At 65.4% G+C, this 18,973-nt stretch carries 20 protein-coding genes, 5 tRNA genes and 1 pseudogene; 12 read left to right on the top strand and 14 right to left on the bottom strand.

The window, feature by feature from the left end; translation table 11 throughout:
- Nucleotides 1–235: 235 nt before the first annotated feature.
- From NP3_RS27845 to NP3_RS27835, 3 genes are all read right to left on the bottom strand, one after another.
- Nucleotides 236–1,117, bottom strand: coding sequence for a hypothetical protein (locus tag NP3_RS27845; RefSeq protein WP_063044562.1), 882 nt, complete (start codon nucleotides 1,115–1,117; stop codon nucleotides 236–238).
- A 93-nt stretch (nucleotides 1,118–1,210) separates the two neighbouring features.
- On the bottom strand, nucleotides 1,211–1,972 hold the full coding sequence (locus NP3_RS27840) for a bestrophin-like domain (RefSeq protein WP_063044561.1): 762 nt from the start codon (nucleotides 1,970–1,972) through the stop codon (nucleotides 1,211–1,213).
- A 184-nt stretch (nucleotides 1,973–2,156) separates the two neighbouring features.
- Nucleotides 2,157–3,536: an MFS transporter gene (locus NP3_RS27835; protein ID WP_084509073.1), complete on the bottom strand. Its 1,380-nt coding sequence runs from the start codon at nucleotides 3,534–3,536 to the stop codon at nucleotides 2,157–2,159.
- 262 nt (nucleotides 3,537–3,798) lie between these two features.
- Here NP3_RS27835 and kdgD point away from each other — a divergent pair, with 262 nt between their 5' ends.
- Both kdgD and NP3_RS27825 read left to right on the top strand, forming a co-directional pair.
- Nucleotides 3,799–4,713 carry a 5-dehydro-4-deoxyglucarate dehydratase gene (gene kdgD / locus NP3_RS27830; RefSeq protein ID WP_063044560.1) on the top strand — a complete coding sequence of 305 codons (915 nt, stop codon included), beginning with the start codon at nucleotides 3,799–3,801 and terminating at the stop codon, nucleotides 4,711–4,713.
- A gap of 17 nt (nucleotides 4,714–4,730) precedes the next feature.
- The gene (locus NP3_RS27825; RefSeq protein ID WP_063044559.1) at nucleotides 4,731–5,864 is read left to right on the top strand and encodes an L-talarate/galactarate dehydratase; all 1,134 of its coding nucleotides are present in this window, start codon (nucleotides 4,731–4,733) and stop codon (nucleotides 5,862–5,864) included.
- A gap of 111 nt (nucleotides 5,865–5,975) precedes the next feature.
- On the opposite strand, the gene NP3_RS27820 is transcribed toward NP3_RS27825, so the two are convergent.
- The 4 genes from NP3_RS27820 to NP3_RS27805 form a co-directional block, all read right to left on the bottom strand.
- On the bottom strand, nucleotides 5,976–6,419 hold the full coding sequence (locus tag NP3_RS27820) for an SRPBCC family protein (protein ID WP_063044558.1): 444 nt from the start codon (nucleotides 6,417–6,419) through the stop codon (nucleotides 5,976–5,978).
- 29 nt (nucleotides 6,420–6,448) lie between these two features.
- Nucleotides 6,449–6,796 carry an ArsR/SmtB family transcription factor gene (locus tag NP3_RS27815; protein ID WP_063044557.1) on the bottom strand — a complete coding sequence of 116 codons (348 nt, stop codon included), beginning with the start codon at nucleotides 6,794–6,796 and terminating at the stop codon, nucleotides 6,449–6,451.
- Nucleotides 6,793–7,242, bottom strand: a complete 450-nt coding sequence (locus tag NP3_RS27810; RefSeq protein WP_063044556.1) for an SRPBCC family protein — start codon at nucleotides 7,240–7,242, stop codon at nucleotides 6,793–6,795. Before NP3_RS27810 ends, NP3_RS27815 begins: the two co-directional genes overlap by 4 nt.
- Nucleotides 7,243–7,399: 157 nt before the next feature.
- A complete protein-coding gene (locus NP3_RS27805) occupies nucleotides 7,400–7,588 on the bottom strand; it encodes a DUF3159 domain-containing protein (protein ID WP_063044555.1) in 189 nt (62 codons plus the stop codon).
- A gap of 596 nt (nucleotides 7,589–8,184) precedes the next feature.
- On the opposite strand from NP3_RS27805, the gene NP3_RS27800 reads away from it, so the two are divergent.
- On the top strand, nucleotides 8,185–9,408 hold the full coding sequence (locus tag NP3_RS27800) for an IS110 family RNA-guided transposase (RefSeq protein WP_063044554.1): 1,224 nt from the start codon (nucleotides 8,185–8,187) through the stop codon (nucleotides 9,406–9,408).
- Between the two features lie 178 nt (nucleotides 9,409–9,586).
- Here the strand turns inward: NP3_RS27800 and pspM are convergent, their stop codons facing one another.
- The 5 genes from pspM to pgsA all read right to left on the bottom strand — a co-directional run bounded on the left by pspM (nucleotide 9,587) and on the right by pgsA (nucleotide 13,395).
- Entirely contained in the window at nucleotides 9,587–10,477 is an 891-nt protein-coding gene (gene pspM / locus NP3_RS27795) for a phage shock envelope stress response protein PspM (RefSeq protein WP_063044553.1), read from the bottom strand.
- A gap of 167 nt (nucleotides 10,478–10,644) precedes the next feature.
- The gene (locus tag NP3_RS27790; protein ID WP_063044552.1) at nucleotides 10,645–11,478 is read right to left on the bottom strand and encodes a PspA/IM30 family protein; all 834 of its coding nucleotides are present in this window, start codon (nucleotides 11,476–11,478) and stop codon (nucleotides 10,645–10,647) included.
- 202 nt (nucleotides 11,479–11,680) lie between these two features.
- Nucleotides 11,681–12,118: a helix-turn-helix domain-containing protein gene (locus NP3_RS27785; RefSeq protein ID WP_063044551.1), complete on the bottom strand. Its 438-nt coding sequence runs from the start codon at nucleotides 12,116–12,118 to the stop codon at nucleotides 11,681–11,683.
- 129 nt (nucleotides 12,119–12,247) lie between these two features.
- Entirely contained in the window at nucleotides 12,248–12,742 is a 495-nt protein-coding gene (locus NP3_RS27780) for a CinA family protein (RefSeq protein ID WP_063044550.1), read from the bottom strand.
- Entirely contained in the window at nucleotides 12,739–13,395 is a 657-nt protein-coding gene (gene pgsA / locus NP3_RS27775) for a CDP-diacylglycerol--glycerol-3-phosphate 3-phosphatidyltransferase (RefSeq protein ID WP_245721136.1), read from the bottom strand. Before pgsA ends, NP3_RS27780 begins: the two co-directional genes overlap by 4 nt.
- Before the next feature lie 155 nt (nucleotides 13,396–13,550).
- Between pgsA and NP3_RS27770 the strand changes: the two genes are divergently transcribed.
- The 3 genes from NP3_RS27770 to NP3_RS27760 all read left to right on the top strand — a co-directional run bounded on the left by NP3_RS27770 (nucleotide 13,551) and on the right by NP3_RS27760 (nucleotide 15,072).
- Entirely contained in the window at nucleotides 13,551–14,117 is a 567-nt protein-coding gene (locus NP3_RS27770) for an amino-acid N-acetyltransferase (RefSeq protein ID WP_063044549.1), read from the top strand.
- 16 nt (nucleotides 14,118–14,133) lie between these two features.
- Nucleotides 14,134–14,418: a YciI family protein gene (locus tag NP3_RS27765; RefSeq protein ID WP_063044548.1), complete on the top strand. Its 285-nt coding sequence runs from the start codon at nucleotides 14,134–14,136 to the stop codon at nucleotides 14,416–14,418.
- Between the two features lie 114 nt (nucleotides 14,419–14,532).
- Complete coding sequence (locus tag NP3_RS27760) at nucleotides 14,533–15,072, top strand: hypothetical protein (RefSeq protein ID WP_063044547.1); 540 nt, start codon at nucleotides 14,533–14,535, stop codon at nucleotides 15,070–15,072.
- Here the strand turns inward: NP3_RS27760 and NP3_RS27755 are convergent.
- Nucleotides 15,069–16,033, bottom strand: a pseudogene (locus NP3_RS27755) (TerC family protein). The gene NP3_RS27760 and the pseudogene NP3_RS27755 overlap by 4 nt on opposite strands.
- On the opposite strand from NP3_RS27755, the gene NP3_RS50690 reads away from it, so the two are divergent.
- The 6 genes from NP3_RS50690 (at nucleotide 15,995) to NP3_RS27725 (ending at nucleotide 17,441) form a co-directional block, all read left to right on the top strand.
- Nucleotides 15,995–16,141 (top strand): hypothetical protein, encoded by a 147-nt coding sequence (locus tag NP3_RS50690; protein WP_245721138.1) that lies wholly within the window; start codon nucleotides 15,995–15,997, stop codon nucleotides 16,139–16,141. The pseudogene NP3_RS27755 and the gene NP3_RS50690 overlap by 39 nt on opposite strands.
- Nucleotides 16,142–16,954: 813 nt before the next feature.
- Nucleotides 16,955–17,031 (top strand) — tRNA-Trp (locus tag NP3_RS27745).
- A gap of 77 nt (nucleotides 17,032–17,108) precedes the next feature.
- Nucleotides 17,109–17,184, top strand: a tRNA-Arg gene (locus NP3_RS27740).
- A gap of 7 nt (nucleotides 17,185–17,191) precedes the next feature.
- Nucleotides 17,192–17,268, top strand: a tRNA-Leu gene (locus NP3_RS27735).
- Nucleotides 17,269–17,291: 23 nt separating this feature from the next.
- A tRNA-Arg gene (locus NP3_RS27730) sits at nucleotides 17,292–17,364 on the top strand.
- Nucleotides 17,365–17,368: 4 nt separating this feature from the next.
- Nucleotides 17,369–17,441, top strand: a tRNA-Arg gene (locus tag NP3_RS27725).
- 79 nt (nucleotides 17,442–17,520) lie between these two features.
- On the opposite strand, the gene NP3_RS27720 is transcribed toward NP3_RS27725, so the two are convergent.
- A complete protein-coding gene (locus NP3_RS27720; RefSeq protein WP_281197563.1) occupies nucleotides 17,521–18,942 on the bottom strand; it encodes a carbamoyltransferase C-terminal domain-containing protein in 1,422 nt (473 codons plus the stop codon).
- Nucleotides 18,943–18,973: the final 31 nt, after the last annotated feature.

Here is an 18,973-nt window from a genome sequence, read left to right as displayed (position 1 = left end):
GTTACGAACAAACTGCTCACACGACTTCAGTCGCGCCGATCTGCCCCACATGGGCAGCACGTGTGGTGCGGGTCACGAGCATCCTGCCGGTGCTCATGATCCAAATCCGTTGCCCCAGACCAGTTCTTGAGTGTCCGCCGTCATGATAGCCACCGCTCATGAGACGCGCAGCCCCAACCGCCGTTCGAGCAAGCATTCGCCCGGGTTCAGTAGATCAGGGCTGCCCCGGCGGGCGTCATTCGGCCCGCCTGTTGCGACCAACAGCAATCTTGCGGACCACGGTCAGGACGGTGACCACCATGACCGTCACCAATTCCAGCATGTTCCAGGCGATCGGTTCCTCCGGTGCGGATTCGGCCGCCACGGCCGGTGACCGGTGCGGGGTGGTGCGGATCGGTGTTTCCGGAGCGATCGCGAGTGCCGGTGCGGCTGGGGGGAATTCCGGTGGGGCGATCAGCGCCGCCGGTGCGGGTATCGCTGGAGCGGGGGGCGGCGGGCCGAGTTGGAGGGGAATGCCAGGCGGTTCTGGGGCCGGGAGTAGCAGCAGACAGGTCAGCAGTGCGCTGCCGGTCGTCGCACTACCGACGACGACGCTGCCGAGGCCAGATCCGCTCGAACCGACCGAACCGGTGCCGATCAAACCGGAGCCGGTTACGCCGCTGCCGGTCACACCGCTGCCGGTTACGCCGCTGCCAGTCGCAAGTCCGAGCAGTATTGTCGCGCTACCGATTACGGCGCTGCCGGTGCAGGCGGATTGGACGCTGCCCGGGTCGAGGCCAAGTGATTCGCCAACTCCGGCCGTCGCATCCGCGTGCCCGCCGAAGGGTGGGTCATCGGCGCCGTTGTCGATGCCGCCGGTGCCGGTCGCCGCGCCGCCCCGCTTCGCATTGCCCGACATCGCCGTCCCCGGGGCCGCGCTTCCGGTGGCGACACCCCTGGGTTCGAGATTCAGGATGCCGCCGTAGGCGCTGCTTCCGGAATCCGCAGCCGCACTTCCGGTCCCAGTCGCGTCGACAGCAGCACTTCCGGTGGCGATATCACCGATGACCGGCCATTCGAGTCCGGTCGAGTCCGCGGCCGCGGGCCCGCCCGCGAACAACGGCACCGCCGTCGCCACGGCCAATCCAAGTGCGGCCCTTCGTCTTTGCACAACATACGCCATGTTGCCGATATCCCATCCGTCGCAGCTCCGCAGGTCTCGGACGGCCCGTCAGGTGATGTGCGCGTAGCGGGACATGGCGTATTCGAAGGCGTCCTTGGGGACACTGTTTCCGCCGGAGAACGGCCGGTCGAGGTTGTAGATCGCCAGCACCATCGTGCCGACGACGATACCGAGCAGCGCGGTCATCAGCACGCTGCGCCTGGTGACCTCCACACCCGAGAGCACCGCGGTGCACATCAACAGGATCGTGCCGAACCACAGCGCCGCATAAAGGAATACCGGCATCCGGTAACTCGCGTCCATGGCCCGGTCCTGGCGCGCCTCGGCAGCCGCGTCGAGGCTGGCCATGGCACTCGTGCGCAGGTCCGCGACATCCGGATCGGTCGTATTCACCGACGCGACGGCATCGCGCAGGCTGTCGAACGTGTCCTGGGTGGGCTGACTCAACCGCCGGTCCGCCTGCATGACCGGCCACTCCCGCGTGAGTACCTGATCGGTGTAATCCCGCACCAGGTCTTGGATCTGGCGATGCTCGGGATCCGGCATGGAGTGCGCGGTCGAATAGGTATCCACCAGCGCCTTCGCCTCGGCAATGGTGTGATTGTGCGCGTTGTCGTACTCCTGCCAGCAGATCACCACCACGAAGGCGACCACCGCCAGGAAGAGCGTGTTGATCAACTCGAGCACGAGGGAACCGGCCGCTTCCTCGTCGGTCGACACCCAAGACTTCGGTCGCAGCCGATCTCCGATCACGAAGATGGCCACAGCGATAATCGCCGCAAGAACGGGCACGATGAATATCAACAGCATGTAGCGACACACCTCCCGGAACCCACCAACCGGATCTGCGCCGCATGACGCGGGTCGCCGAGGTCGAGCTCGGCGAGCGTCAGCAACGTCGATCAACTGTCATTCGGAGCGGAGGCCCGGATGGATGGTGTCCCAACACATTCCGCGTGTCGCGGGACGGAATGTCCATGGAAAGTGGTGCCACTCAGGGCATATCGAACTCGATACGCCGGATGGTGCCCATACCGATGAGCGCGACCACGGCGAGCAGCCCGTGTGCGGATACGAACCACAGCGCGGTATCGAACGAGCCGGTCGAGGAAACCAGATAGCCGATGACGATCGGGGTGACAATGCCCGCGATATTGCCGAACGCATTCATGGTGGAGCTCACGAAGCTGACCGCCTGCGTCGGTGCGATATCCGTGGTGATCGCCCAGCCCAGGGAACCGATGCCCTTGCCGAAGAAGGCCACGATCAAGATCGCCACGATCACGGTGGTGCTGTCGCTGAAGTTGGACAGTGCGATGAGGGTGGCGAGCAACATGCCCACGGCCGCCGGGATTTTGCGCGCCGCCGTCAGTGATCGGCCGCGACGCAATAGGGCATCGGACAGAACGCCGCCCACCAGGCCACCGATGAAGGCCGCGAGCGCGGGCAGTGCGGCGACGAATCCGACGTGCACCAGCGACAGGCCGCGGCCCTTGTTCAGATAGATCGGGAACCAGGTGATGAAGAAGTAGGTCAGTGCGTTGACCGCGTACTGGAAGACGTAGACGCCCCACAGCGGCCGGGTGGAGAAGACGCGCACGAGCATGCGCCGATCGAGTCGCGTGCGTCGAGCCGCGTTCTCGCCCTTGGTCGTATCGAGATCGACCAGCGCACCACCGGAGGCGATCGTATCGAGTTCGGCCGGGGTGACGCGGCGGTGCGCACGCGGCGGATAAAGCCAGCGCCACCAGAACACGGCCAAGCTGAAGCCGAGCACACCGAGCAGCACGAATACCCAGCGCCAGCCGAATTGATCGGTGATCCAGGCCATTACCGGGGCGAACATTACGGTCGCGAAATACTGTGCCGAATTGAAAACCGCTGTCGCCCGGCCACGTTCGGCGGTCGGAAACCACATGGTCGATACCCGTGCATTACCGGGGAAGGCCGGTGATTCGAATACGCCGAGCAGCAATCGCAGTCCGAATACGATCGACAATGCGACCAGCACCGGCGTGGTGATCAGGCCGACCAGGCTGGTCGCCGCGGTGACCAGCGTCCACAATGCCAGGCTCGCCGCATAGACCCGTCGTGCGCCGAATCTGTCGAGCAGCATCCCGCCGGGCAATTGCGCGACGACGTAGGCCCAGCTGAATGCCGAGAAGATGTAGCCGAGCTGGACGGTGGAAAACCCGAGATCCGCCCGCACCGCACTGCCCGTGATCGACAGGCTGCTGCGGTCGGCGTAATTCACGGCGGTGATGATGAACAAGAGCCCGAGCACCAGATAGCGCGTGGGAATGCGACGTCCGCGCCGCTGTTCGGTGGGTGCCACCACGGCGCGGGCGGCAGGCATACTCTCACGTTTCAACATCACTGTCCTCCTGTGACCGGCCGGTGTGCGCCGGATCACCCTGCAATGGGTGTGAAAGGAGGCTAAAGGCCGGAAGCGATACCCGTCGAACACCAATTCGGTATTGAGCGATACCCGAACGAGCGGGTCCCGGTCGGCGAGCGCACAGTCGGATTCGATGCCATTCGAGTATCGGTTGATTTCAAAACAGTGTTGGACCGGCATCAGGTGCCGGACCTAATCTCCAGAGAAATCAGCAATTTCCGTCGCCAGGAGGATATTCGTGTCGCAGCTATCCGCCGAGGAATTGGGACCCGCGCTGGGGCGCGGATTGCTCTCGTTCCCGGTCACCCATTTCGACGCCGATCTGAACTTCGACGAGCGGGCCTACCGGGAGCACATCGGCTGGCTGTCCCGATACGAGGTCGCTGGCCTGTTCGCAGCCGGTGGCACGGGCGAGGGCTTCGCCCTGACCAGCACGGAGATCGATCGCGTGGTGCGCGCGGCGGTGGCCGAAACCGCCGGACGGGTTCCGGTGATCGCGCCCGCGACGGCGGGCACCAGGGTGGCGGTGGAGCAGGCGCGCGCGGCCGAGGCGGCGGGTGCGGACGGAATTCTGCTGCTGCCGCCGTATCTCGTGGAGGCCGCACCCGACGGGCTGGTCGAACATGTGGCCCAGGTGTGTGCGGCGACCTCGCTCGGGGTGATTTTCTACAGCCGCGCCAATGCCGCCTGCGATGACGTGACGGTGGCAAAGATGGCCGAGCGCAGCCCGAACCTCATCGGATTCAAGGACGGCGTCGGCAATATCGAGTCGATGACGCGGATCTACGCCCGGATGGGCGCTCGGCTGACCTACATCGGCGGCCTGCCGACCGCGGAAACATTCGCACTCCCCTACACCGAAATGGGCGTGACCACGTACTCCTCTGCGATCTTCAATTTCGCACCCGAATTCGCGCTCGATTTCTATCGCGCGGTCCGCGCTCGCGATCGCGCGACCGTCTACGCGCACCTGCGCGACTTCGTCATCCCTTACCTCGACATCCGCGACCGCCGCCCCGGTTACGCGGTTTCGATCATCAAGGCCGGGCTCACCGCGGTCGGCAGACCATCCAGCCGGGTCCGCCCGCCGCTCACCGACCTCACCGAGGCCGAACTCGCCGAGCTGACCACCCTCGTGAAGACGATCGCCTGACCCCGAAGGACCCCACCATGGATTCACCCATCCTCGACCGGATCACCAGCGTCGAGATCTCCTCGGTCACCGTGCCCCTGCCCACCGGGATCAGCGATGCGAAGGTGCTGACCGGTCGACAGAAGCCGATGACCGAAGTCGCGGTGCTCTTCGCCGAGATCACCACCGAGGCCGGGCTCGAAGGCATCGGCATCAGCTACTCGAAGCGCGCGGGCGGGCCCGGCCAGTTCGCACATGCCCGTGAGATTGCGCCCGTACTGCTCGGTGAGGATCCCAGCGATATCGCCAAGATCTGGGACAAACTCATGTGGGCGGGCGCCTCGGTTGGTCGCAGCGGGCTGTCGGTGCAGGCGATCGCCGCTTTCGATGTCGCTCTGTGGGATCTCAAGGCCAAACGCGCCGGGTTGCCGCTGGCGAAACTGCTGGGTGCCCACCGTGATTCGGTGCGCTGTTACAACACCTCCGGTGGATTCCTGCACGCACCCATCGAAGAAGTCCTCGACCGCGCCACGGCATCGTTGGAACACGGCATCGGCGGCATAAAAATAAAGGTCGGACACCCCGACCACGCAGTGGATCTCGCGAGGCTCACCGCGGTGCGCGAGAAGCTCGGGGATCGGGTGCCGTTGATGGTCGACGCCAACCAGCAGTGGGACCGTCCCACCGCTCGCCGCATGTGCCGAGCTTTCGAGCCGTTCGGGTTGGTGTGGATCGAAGAACCCCTCGACGCCTACGACTTCGATGGCCACGCCCAACTCAGTGCCACCTTCGACACCGCCATCGCCACCGGTGAAATGCTCACCAGCGTCGCCGAACACACCCAACTCATCGCTGCCCACGGCGCGGACATCGTGCAGCCGGACGCACCGCGGGTCGGCGGCATAACCCAATTCCTGAAGGTGATGGCCCTCGCCGACAGCCAAAATCTGCAAATGGCACCACATTTCGCGATGGAAATCCACATCCACCTCGCCGCCGCCTACCCGCGAGAGCCCTGGGTCGAACACTTCGAATGGTTCGACCCTCTCTTCGACGAACGCCTCGACATCGCCGACGGCCGAATGCACCTGTCATCGCGCCCGGGCCTCGGCGTAACCATCAGCGACCAAGCCCGCGCCTGGACCATCGCCGAGCACACCATCCACTCCTGACGCCATTGAGCCGGTCAGATGATCACCATGCGTTGGGCGGCATCGGTCGAGAGACCCTGACCCGTCGGCGCATGGTGATCGCCTGTTCGATTCGCAGGAAGGCCCGCCGCGTCAGTTCCAGTTGTCGATCTTGACGTCGTGCGGATCGGGCGCGCCTCTTCCGGTCTCCACCAGCGACTTCAGGCTCAGCAGGAAGACCGCCCACTTGGTGCTGCAGTGGTACATGAATTCGACCGGTTCCTTCCAGCCTTCGTGTTCGAAGAGGACGACGGTGTAGTCGCCGACCTGGTCGAGGTTCCAGTCCACCTGAGTGCCGACCCATTCTTCGGGTCCCTCGACGACTTCCCAGCGCACGCGCTTGCCCGGGTCGAGCTCGAGGACCTTCATATCGAATCCACCGGCATCGAAACGGAATTGGAGCACGCCGCCGACGTCATTGCCTTTGCCCTGGGTGTTGTTCGCCCACCAACCCGCGAGCCCCTCGACGGTGGTCAGGGCCGCATAGACCTCGGCCGTCGGCGCTTCGATTGCGACTCGGTGCAGGATATCCACCATTCTCGAATCCTCTTTCCAGTGTCGGATTTTCACTTCTGCTGCTGATCTTTTGTGCGTTGAATCGCCTCGGCGATCCGCTTGATGCGCCGGAGCCTGGCGTCCCACGCCGCCCCGACCGAGGACAACTGCGCGACCGCGCGGGCAAGTTGCGCCTCATCCACCCGATACCTCCGTTCCCGCCCCGCGGGCGTGACGTGCACCAGGCCGGCGCGGTCGAGCACGCCCAGATGTTTCGCGATGGCCTGCCGTGTCACGGGCAGCTGCTCGCTGAGACTGGTGGCCGTGCCATCGCCGGCCGCCAGGAGCAGGTCGAGCATCCGCCGACGGGTCGGATCCCCGACCGCGGACCACAGGTCGTCGTCGACGGTAGCGGTCACGGGGTCGACACCAGCCGCGCGATGTACTCGCCGAGTTGCGGAACGAACCTGTCCCAACCCGCGCTGTGGTCTTGGTAGACCTCCTCCAACTTCGCAGCCTCCCAACCCATCTCACGGAACCCGGTCTCGGTGAGGCGAATCCTGGTGCCCGAGCCCGCCGGGGTGAGCTCGAAAGTGACCAGCAGCGAGTCGGCCAGGTCCGCCGAGCCCTCCGGATAGCACCAGCGGAACGAGAACAGCCGCGGCCGCTCGACGGTCACCACGGTGATCGGAGCGACATGTTCCCGGTCGCCGAAGACCAGTTCACCGACCGCGCCGGGAGTGGCCTCGAAATCGGCCGCGTCGGACCACCATTCCGAGATGTGTTCCGGGCTGCTGACCACCTCGAAGACAACTTCGGGCGAGGCGTCGACGTGGATCTCGCGCTCGATGCTGCCGTACTCCATACTCTTCCTCCATCTGCAACGTTTGGTTGCACATCACAGTAGCCGACCATCGATTATCGCGCAACCATTGGTTGCATATAGGCTCCGACCGCGTCCCGACAGCACAAAACCCCCTGCGAGACCAGCACGCACGGTCGGCCGGGGTTTCGGCGGCGACTCAGACCTTCAGCCCGTCTTCGGTGACATAGGCGTAATCGAAGGCGAAGAGCCCACCGAGGACGACGAGCCACCGCAACGTGCCGACCAGCGGCACCGAATCGACCGGGAGGGTGTAGGCGAGCACGACCCGCGCTACGGCGTCGAGGGCGAAGCCCAGACCCCACAGAGGCGCGGGCGATCGCCGCATCGAGCGCGCCCCGCATGGCGATGACCATGACCGTTGGGTCGAAATCCGAAATACCCCGGCCCGCTGCGCTTCTCGGATGCGCTCCTCTTGGATTCGGCCGAAGTCGGCGAGATGCTCAGCCAGGCCGAATGTCTGCGGGTCGCTCGGGTGCGCACTCGCGATGATGCTCGACAGCGCCCGCAGATGGTCGGCGTACTCGTCCAGCAGCGCCAGGTTGGCGGCGGAATGCAGGCGCAGCCGGGCCGTGAGAACCGCGGCGGTGACATCGGGCCGACCGACCCCAAGCCGGTCACCTCACGGTGGTCGACCACCCGCCCATCAGCCCAACCACCTAATGGGAGGCGATCGGCGAGCCTACGACCGGGAGTGATCGGTCGGGGTGAGGCTGATCAACCGAGCCGCCGGTCGGTGAGCACTTCTGCCACCTGGAGTGCTGTCCGATTCCTAGGGTTAGATCGTGCCCCGGCCGGTCGGTGAGGCTGCTTGTAGCGCTGATGGGGTGTCGTGCCGGGTTGAGCACTGATCCATTAGGTCGCCGCCGGGTCGCCTTGGGCTCGAACACATTTCCGCTGATCGGCACGAGAAGGGGTGATCCGTTGATCTTCGTCGGCGATGACTGGGCCGAAGATCACCACGACGTCCACATCATGAACGTAGACGGCAAACGGCTGGCCTCACGGCGCCTGCCCGAGGGACTAGCAGGCATCAGCATCTTCCACGACCTGGTGGCCGCCCATGCGGCCGATCCACGCGAGGTCGTGATCGGCATCGAAACCGACCGGGGTTTGTGGGTCGACGCGCTGGCCACCAGCGGCTATCAGGTGTATGCGATCAACCCGCTCGCGGTCGCCCGCTACCGCGACCGCCATCACGTTTCCGGGGCGAAATCCGATGCCGGAGACGCGAAACTGCTCGCCGATCTGGTACGCACCGACCGACATAACCACCGCCCGATCGCCGGTGACAGCCCCGAAGCCGAGGCGATCAAGGTCCTCGCCCGCGGACACCAGAACCTGATCTGGGCACGTAACCGGCACACCAACGCCCTGCGGTCGGCGCTGCGCGAGTACTTCCCGGCCGCGCTGGAGGCTTTCGATGATCTGGCCTGCCGTGACGCACTCGCCGTGCTCGGGCGCGCACCCAGCCCGGCCGAAGGCGCCCGGCTGAGTATGTCCGCGATCCAGGCCACGCTCAAACGTGCTGGGCGCCAACGCAATATCGAACAACGTGCCCAACAGATCCAGGCCGCGCTACGCACCGAACACCTACACACGACCGACGCGATCACCACCGCGTTCGCCGCCACCACCCGCGCCGCGGTCGGCATCATCACCGAGATCAACACCGCGATCAGCGAACTCGAAACCGCGCTCGCGTCACATTTTGAGACACACCCGGACGCCGGAATCTACCTCTCCCTGCCAGGACTCGGTGTCATCCTCGGCGCCCGGGTGCTCGGTGAGTTCGGGGACGACCCGAACCGCTACACCACCGCCAAGTCTCGCAAAAACTACGCCGGAACCTCACCACTGACCATCGCATCCGGCAGAAAACGCGCCGTACTCGCCCGCCACGTCCGCAACCGGCGACTCTACGACGCCATCGACGCCTGGGCCTTCTGCACCCTGCAGAACAGCCCCGGCGCCCGCACCTACTACGACCAACGACGCACCGCCGGAGACCTGCACCACCAAGCCCTGCGCGCCCTCGGAAACCGCCTCGTCGGCATCCTCCACGGATGCCTTCGCCACCACACCCCCTACAACGAACAAACCGCCTGGGCACACCGACAAACCAACCGAAACACCGAAGCCGCTTGACAACCTACGGTCCTGGGATGTCTAGCCCCACAGCACACCGAGCCCACGAGAATGCATGGCGGCGGGGCCCTTCTCGGTGTTTGCCTCCACCAGCGCTTAGTGACCAGCTGACCAGCTGCGCTGCGACTGAGGTCTTCTCCTGCCGGGCACCTCGGCCCGGCGCGGCATGAGCCGCTGGCTAGTTCCCCTGCGGCGGAAGTGAAGTGGGGGCGTGCTGATCGGCCACCTCGGTGAGGGCCTGCGCCCACCCGTCCAGGCGATCGGCCGCGTCGCGCAGATCGGCGACGATGGTGTCGAAGTTGTGCCGGAGCACCGCACTTTCGGGCACCGCGAGAATCCGCCCCGCCGCGGCGACTACCTGTTCGTACTCGGCGACCCCGCTATCGAGGCGGCCGAGCGCGAATTGCATGTTCTCGGTGAGGCCAACGGCGGCAACGGATTTCGAGCGTCCCATGGCGCCGAGTGCCTGTTCCATCGCGGTGATGTCGGCGGCCAGCGCGTGCAGCGCGGCCGCACCCGAACCCGCGGTTTCGATCATGTCGGCGAGCTCGTCCTCGGGGAGCCGGTTCGAGCGGGCGATCTGCGTGCCGAGGCCGTGTAGCGCCTTCTCCGCCCGAACCAGGCGGGAAATCGGCCCGCGCGCGGATGACCACGTGGGTGGCTGTTTGCGCGGCACGAAAGCTGCCTGCGGCAGCGGTGAGCTGCGCAATTGGAGGTAGCGGCGGGCACTGAGCGCGGTACCGGTGACCAGCGCCACCGCTCCTCCGCCCACCACGACCACTGCCCATACCGGTGCCGAAAGCACCATCAGCCCAACGGTTCCCGCAGTGGTGAGACCACCGACCGTGCCCAGTTGGAAGCTGCGGCGGCGGGCCCTGCGGCGCTTGCGCAACTCCCGCTCGCGCGGATCCGCCCAGCGCCGCACCGCGACCAGCGCATGTTCGCCCACCTCGCGCAGACTGTCGGGCAGGCTCCCCGGCTGCGGTGCGAGTGCTGCCTGTGCGCGCACGAGCGCGGCACCACGACGACGACCACCCCGACCTTGTTCGCGAGGTCCCTGTGGGCTCATCGGTCTCCTCCAGGGCACGCGTTCGGCGCGATCAGCGGTGGCCGGACAGGCAGGGCCCGAGCATGACCGACGGCCGACCCGCCAGGTACCCGTGCCATGTCTTCCACCGAACCAGTCCTCGCCGAACTGTATTTATTTCGAACGCCGTATGTATTTCGAACGACGGGCTACTGCTGCGCGGTCTGGCCCTTGTTCATCTGTGGCTGCGGCTGTGCCGGATTCGCCTGCGCGGCACCCGGATTGATCGCCGGAGTCGCTCCGCCTGCGGGCAGCGCATCGCCGCGCATCGAGGCGCGGATCTGCTCCAGCTTGCTGTGTCCGGCCATCTGAATGCTGGCCTGCTGTACCTCGAGCATCCGGCCCTGCACCGAATTGCCCGCGAGTTCGGCGGCGCCCAGCGCATTCGCATAGCGGCGCTCGATCTTCTCGCGCACGGCATCCAGGCTCGGCGTCGTGCCGGGCGCGGACAGCGTCGAATCCATCCGCTGCAGCGATGCCGAGACCTGCTCCTGCATCTTGGCCTGCTCCAGCTGGCTGAGCAGTTTGGTGCGCTCGGCGACCTTCTGCTGCAACAGCATCGCGTTCTGCTCGACCGCCTTCTTGGCTTGCGCGGCCGCCTGCAGCGACTGGTCGTGCAGCACCTTGAGGTCCTCGACGGCCTGCTCGGCGGTGACCAACTGCGCGGCGAATGCCTCGGCGGCGTTGGTGTACTGGATCGCCTTCTCGGTATCACCGGCCGCGGCGGCCTGATCGGCCAGCATGACGGCCTGGCGCGCATTGGCATTGAGCTTCTCGACATCGTCGAGCTGACGGTTCAGCTTCATCTCCAGCTGACGCTGGTTGCCGATGACCGACGCGGCCTGCTGCGAGAGGGCCTGATGCTGACGCTGAGCTTCCTCGATAGCCTGCTGAATCTGGACCTTCGGATCCGCATGCTCCTCGATCTTCGAATCGAAGAGGGCCATCATGTACTTCCAGGCCTTGACGAACGGATTAGCCATCGATTGATCCCGCCTCCATAAGATGCGCCGCGCTTTACCGCGACTCTAGTGCGCGACCGTCACGCACCCGATATGTGCCTATCCTCCACCATGTGGCACCCGGGCCGGGCGAACCCGGCCCAACTGACGCCTAGTACAGAATCTATCCGCTTTCGGCACCGGTTCGCAGCGTCGGCCGCGGACGCCACCTCTCGTCTATCGATCAGTTGCTTTTCACCAGGACCAGCATGTCGGCCCGCGGGGCCGGAATGACGATCCGGGTGTCCTCGTCGATCTGCGGCCGGGCACCGGCCACCGACATCGTGGCGGTCGCGGGCTCCGCGGCGGTCTCGGCGGGTTCGGCCGCGGCGGTCCGCTCCGCCTCGGGTGCATCGGCGGTCTGAGCGGGCGCGTCGGCGGGCAGACCGTCGGCCCCTGCCATGATCGTGCTCACATCCCAGAGCACCCGCGACAGCGGCACATCCAAGGCCGCGCAGATGGCGGCGAGCAGTTCACTGGAGGCCTCTTTACGGCCGCGCTCGACTTCCGACAGATATCCCAGGCTCACGCGCGCCGAGGTGGAGACCTCACGCAGGGTCCGGCTCTGGGCGAGACGAGCACGCCGCAGACTGTCCCCGATCGCCTCTCGCAGCAGCGTCATGTCGTTCTCCTTAGCTCCCAGTAACCGGGTCCGCGGGCGCCTACCAGCGCTGCGCACGCCGTCCTTTCTGGCACAACGTCGAACAGGGCCCGGTTGGTTCCCACGGTGGCAAACCAGGCGCGGCAGCACCTAGTGGCCGCCTCCCACGATACGACGCAACTCCCGTACCGCGCTGTGCGTAGCGCCGATTCGGATCGCCCACCGGTCGCCGTCCAGTTTCAGCCGCATGACCTCGGTATGCCCGGGCCCGGCCAGTCCGAGGAAAACAGTGCCGACGGCATGTCCCCCCTGAGATTCGGGTCCGGCTACCCCGGTCAATCCGATGCCCCAGTCCGCGCCGCAGCGCAGCCGCGCACCGACGGCCAACTCTTCGGCGGTGCTCGCGGCGACCGGCCCCTCGGTCGCGAGCACTTCGTCACTGACACCGGCCAGGCTGTGTTTGAGTTCCGTCGCGTAGACGACCAGCCCGCCACGTAGCACCGCACTGGCACCCGGCACCCCGGCGATGGTCGCCGCGAGCAGGCCCGCGGTCAGCGATTCGGCGGTCGCCACGGTCTGCCGGGCGACCCCCAGCTCGCGCACCAATTCGACGACGGGCGCTCCGGTTGTCAGCGGATCGGTCATGCGCCGCGTGTCCGGCCCGGACCTCCCGCGAGCCACACCCGCGCCGCCTGCCCCACATAGTCGAGGCCGGTGATGACCGTCAGCGCGACGGCCACATACATCAATGTCATACCGGCGGTGGCGAATCCGCCGTGCAGCGGCAACAGCAGTACCGCGATCGCGACCGACTGCACGAGCGTCTTCAACTTGCCGCCGCGTCCGGCCGGAATCACGCCGCGCCGCACCACCACCAGCCGCAGCAGCGTGATCCCGATCTCGCGACCACAGATGACCAGGGTGATCCACCACGGCAGATCGCCGAGTATCGAAAGTCCGATCACCGCCGAACCGATCAGCGCCTTATCCGCGATGGGATCGGCGAGTTTGCCGAAATCGGTGACCAGGCCGTATTTGCGTGCCAATTGCCCGTCGAAGCGATCGGTGATCGCGGCGATGCCGAACAGCGCGGCGGCCGCGATCCGCCAGCCGGTCTGGTGGCCGCCGCCCGCGAACAGCGCGAGCACGAACAGCGGCACCAGCGCGATGCGCAGCATGGTGAGCACATTCGCGATATTCATCAGCGGGACGACGGGATCGGCCTGGGCGGGTGGGAATCCGGCGCGAACCGCGGGTTCGACCCAGCGTCGATCGATCTCTTCGGGCTGCACGCTCACGCCCCCGCCTCACTGGCGTAAGACCCCGTCACACAGACCACAGCACCCACCGCGACGAGGCTCGGACGCATGCCGACGCGATGCGGTGAGCGGAGCGGGTGGATGTGCGGCACACGTTCAGAGTATCGGTAACCGGGCCGACTACTGTGCACCACATGACCTCTCGGGGACCACTAGGTGGTTCGACCAGCGACGCGTATCCGGGCGCGGCACCTGCCGCGAACAAATCTGTCCCTGTCGTGCGACGCGCCCGAACCTCCGATGTGCCCCAGATCAAGAGCCTCGTCGATGAATACGCCGGTCGGATCCTGCTGGAAAAGAACCTGGTCACACTGTACGAGGCGGTGCAGGAATTCTGGGTGGCCGAACTCGACGGCCGGGTGGTCGGCTGCGGTGCACTGCATGTGCTGTGGGCGGACCTCGGCGAGGTGCGCACGGTCGCGGTACATCCCGATGTCAAGGGGCATGGTGTCGGTCGGCTCATCGTGGAACGGCTGGTCACGGTGGCCAGGGAACTCGAGCTCGGACGGCTGTTCGTACTCACCTTCGAGGTGGACTTCTTCGGCAGGCACGGATTCGTGGAAATCGACGGCACACCGGTGACCGCCGAGGTGTACGCGGAGATGTGCCGGACCTTCGATCCGGGTGTCGCGGAATTCCTCGACCTCAGCTATGTGAAACCGAACACCCTCGGCAATACTCGAATGCTGCTGAACCTCTGACCAGAACGGATCGATCGTGCCCATCTTCGCCGTGCACTACACCTACTCCGATGCCACCGTCGAGGCGCGCGACAGCTTCCGCCCGGAACATCGGGCCTGGCTCAACGGCCTGATCGATGCGGGTTCGCTGCTGACCAGCGGTCCCTACCCGGACGGTTCCGGCGCACTGCTGCTATTCCAGGTCGCGGACGAGGCGGACCTCGAGGAACTGCTGCCGCAGGATCCGTTCGCCCGCGAGAACCTCATCGACGAGGTACGGGCGGTCGAGTGGCTGCCGGTGATGGGCGCATTCGCTTCCTGACCGTCCGGCTGACCGCCGCGTGTCGCCGTTAGACACTCGGCGGTCAGCAAACTTACGGCGACACGCCGTGCGAGGTGCGGAAGAATCCGCGCCTGCCGACGCAGACTCCCCCGTATGCGCATATCCGTCGCGATTTTCGCGTCGATGTCGGTCGCAGGCCTCGCACTCACCATCTGCTCGACGGCCGCCGATTTCGACACCACGGCAAACTTGACGGTCGGGGATCGTCCATTGCTACGACCGGGTTCGGTCGACGAGTCGATATACCGGGCCGCCGACGGCTACTACTTCCGGACCGCGGACGGCGGCATCGCTTGCGGCTTCCTCGACGAGCCGTTCGGACAGCCGAAACGACCGGTGGGCTGCCAGGGCACGACCCAGCCCACCCCGCCCGCGATGCAGGCCTGCTGGGGCATCGACCCGAGCGCGGCCGCACTGGCCGTCGGCGAGAGCGCCGGATATCTCTGCGTGAACCGTGGCTACTTCGTCGGAACCACATCCGGAGCGGATGCCGACGCACCGGTGCTGCCGGTCGGGTCGAGCCTGAGCGTGGCCGGATTCACCTGCCTGGCCCAGCCCGTCGGGGTGACCTGCCGCAATGACGCAACCGGGCGCGGCTTCGAGATCACGCCGGAAAACAACCGGGTCTTCTAATCGGCTACCCGGCTCTCGGCGGACCGGGCCGCGCCGCGGGTTTTGATCAGGCTCGCGACGGTCGCGATGAGCAGAATCCCGATGATCACGCTCAGCGAGACCGGCGTGGAAATCTCCGGTACCTTGACGTGCCGACCACCGTTGACGAAAGGCAGGGTGTTCTCGTGCAATGCGTGCAGCACCAGTTTGACGCCGATGAACGCGAGGATCGCCGAAAGGCCGTAGGACAGGTAGACCAGGCGATCCAGCAGGCCGCCGATGAGGAAATACAGCTGCCGTAAACCCATGAGCGCGAAGGCATTCGCGGTGAACACGATGTAGGGCTGCTCGGTCAAGCCGTAGATGGCGGGGATGGAGTCCAGCGCGAATAGCAGATCCGCGAAACCGATTGCCAACAGCGCCAACAACAACGGGGTGATCACGCGCCGCCCGTCGATCCGGGTGAGCAGTTTGTCGCCGTCGTATTCGTCGGTGGTCGGGAGCACCCGTTTGGCCAGCGCCACGATCCGGCTGTCGCGCTTCTCCTCCTGCTCGACCTCGTGTCCGCTCTCACGCAACAGTTTCACGGCCGTATAGACCAGGAACAGGCCGAACAGATAGAACACCCAGCTGAACGCGCTGATCGCCGCCGCACCGACGGCGATGAAAACACCCCGCATGACCAGCGCCAGCACAATGCCGATCAGCAGCACCTTCTGCTGGTAGATCCGCGGCACCGCGAAGCTCGACATGATGATGACGAAGATGAACAGGTTGTCCACCGAGAGGGCCTTTTCGGTGACGAAGCCCGCGTAGTACTCGCACCCGCGAAGGTCGAGCCCCACTTCCAGGCGACGAATCCACCGAAGGCCAGGGCCAGGCCGATGTAGATCGCCGACCAGGAGCCGGATTCCTTGAAGGTCGGATCGTGTGGTGTCCGGACATGGGCGAAGAAGTCGAAGACGAACAGACCCAGGATCACCACGATCGTCAGGGTCCATTCGAGGGCGGTTACCTGCATGCGGGCTCCGGGGCGAAAACGCGTTTCATGACAGCAATCATGCCCGATTTGTCCGTTCTGTCGAGCTAGCGGAAGAGTTGCTGACCATAATTTCACATGCGGGTCCGGCGGCCGACATGTCACCCTCGCGAGCATGACCGACGACTACCTCATCCTGAACAGAGCGAATCGAGACGAGCGCGTGCCAACGCACGCCGCATCGCGCGACTGCGCGGATGCCGACGCTTTCGAGTGACCTGCAAGCAGTCACCAGCCGCGGTCCATGGACGAAACCCGCACCGGCCGACCGACTGTCGGCTATCCCTACTTCGAAATGCCTGAGCCCACCGTGTTTTCGTCTGGAACGACTATGCCGAGACCGATACGGAATTCACACAGTTCACGACGCACGAGTGGAACGAGGGACTCGGTGGTGCGGTGACCGCGCTTCTCGAGCACGGCATGACGATCACCGGACTGGCGGAGCACCGCGGCGTCCCCGGAAGGCATTGCCCGGACAGATGGTGCGCGAGGCGAATGGCGAGTGGCGGCTCGGCGAGCATCCAGAACGTCTTCCACCGACTTACACACGGCGGGCACGCCGACAACTCGCCGGTGGGGAATAATTGGGTTCCTCATCGCGTCTGTCGGTGTTAGCGTTATCCATAACGTAATCGATCGGTAATCGGAACCACGAAAGGCAAAGGCAATGACCAGCACCCAGGACCAGGGACTACGCTCCCTCGCCGGTGCCTGGCAATTGCGTTCCGGCACCCGGCGCCCGATGTCGCAGCTGCGACAGGCGAGTATCCGGAGCCGCCCCTGAGGTCTCGATTCGAGACGGCCTGAGCAGGGGCCGCTCCCGGCGAAATACTCGCCACGGAGCGGCCCTTTTTCTGTCCAGCGGATGTAGCTCAACTGGAAGAGCAACGATCTCCAAAGTCGTCGGCCTGGGGGTTCGAGTCCCTCCATCCGCGCCATAACTTCACAGTGAATATACGACAGTAGGAATTTCGTATTGCGGGATATGAATAGCCCTGCTGCATACCGGTTTTGAACCCGTGTAGCTCAGTGGACAGAGCGGCATCCTCCGACGGTGCGGGTCGGTGGTTCGATCCCACCCACGGGTACCAAAACCATTCCCTCGTAGCCCAATTGGCAGAGGCACCGGACTTAGAATCCGGACGGTGCGAGTTCGAATCTCGCCGAGGGAACCAGTCCGCGCGGTTTGTGCGGATCAGCGCTCGTAGCTCAACGGACGGAGCACCTGAATACGACTCAGGCGGATGGAGGTTCGAATCCTTCCGAGCGCACCGATGGAGTGTGGTCTAAACGGCTAGCACGACAGACTTCGACTCCGCCGGTTCAGGTTCGAATCCTGGCACTCCAGCGCACACCGACCCAGGCTCATGCAGGTTCGCCCCGGGGCTCTCATAAGGCCCTGCCGCGTGGTTCGACTCCACGATGAGCTACCACATCACGCTCGTATGGCCCCAATCCCGTGGAGCCGACCAGCATTCGCGGGTGGTTTGCCGTGCCCGTGACTGATCCGTGTACAGATACCCTTCGGACCAGATGTAGCGGGTGCCACCCCAGCGGGCCGCGGCGGCCACATCCGGAAAGAACCCGCGCCCTTCGGAATTCGCGCTCGTATTACACAACACCGGTATGCCGCTGATGGCCTCGTATGCCGCCAGAATCCGCGCGGTCGGGCTCTTGGCCGCGGCCTCGATGGTCTGCACCCGCGCGGTACCGTCCACCTGCACGGCTGGAATACGGTCGGTCCACTCCCTGCGGATGCGGTGCTCGAAGGTCAGGTACGGATCGATGCCACCGGGCCCGAGTACCTCCGTCGCCCGTTCCGTAAGGCACACCGCCGCCACCGACCGGCGCAAGGCCCGGTGCTTGATGCCGTTGAGCCGGTCCCGCATCGCCGAATCCGTTGCGGGAGCAAGGATGCTGCGGTTGCCGAGAGCACGCGGACCGATCTCAGCGCGGCCTGAAAGCACCACTACCGGCTCACCTTTCCGGTGCAGCAACTCCGCCACTCCCCGCTCGTCGCAGAGCTGTCGGCGCCAGTTCTCCGGCACCCCGCAGACCCTGACTCGTGGACCGGAATACACACCCCACCGCAACGCCGGGCTACGCCCCTTCCGGAACATCTCACAGCACGCTGCACCGATGGCGGCGCCGGAGTCGTCGGGAAAGGGCGGAATCCAGGTCTCCTCGACTATCCCCTGCAGCTCCGAGTTCCACTTGATGTCGAGGGCGCTTTCCCCGGTGACAACAAGCTTCGATGGCAACGAAGAGGCCTGGCGTACAAGCGAACTCAATGCCAACCGCGCGCTCGAATCGGCCCGGAAAGTGGCGACCGACCGTACCTTTCCAGCCGCCGCGACAACATGGTAGAGCCGCGCGACAGCTCGACCGTCCCCCACCAGAACGAGCGCATCCTCCCCGCGTGCCGCGAACGGACTCGCGCAGTACCCACCCATGATGTGCTGGTCCACATGGTGATAGCTGATGTATTCGTCTGCGGCGGAACCGAATCCGTGACCACGAAAACGGTGCCGCGCCAGCGGTACGGTACGTCCGGGCCGATCCTGATACGGCGCGATCGTGAGTTCGACCGGGCAGCCGCCGACTAACGTCGCGATGCGTGCAGACTCGGTCGAATCCGTCTCCGGCACAGAACCATCCACCACGAACCGGTCGATATCAGCGGGCGTCAAGCCCTCCGATCGCAATATCGCGGCGACCTGTTCGAGATCGCCCAGCGGGTGGTGGCGCCTGCCGTTGCCCAGTTTCTCCAGCTCGATACCGAAAACCAGCCGGTCGTCCTCGATAACCGCGATCCCACCGTCGTGCGACACTCTGATTCCGCAGATCACCACGCCGAACCACTGTACCGACGTGGCGGCC

The organism is Nocardia pseudovaccinii NBRC 100343 (assembly GCF_001613225.1).
GTDB classification, from domain to species: domain Bacteria; phylum Actinomycetota; class Actinomycetes; order Mycobacteriales; family Mycobacteriaceae; genus Nocardia; species Nocardia pseudovaccinii.
The sequence above is the reverse complement of the archived record's forward strand: the minus strand, read 5'-3'. Positions and strand labels throughout refer to the sequence as shown.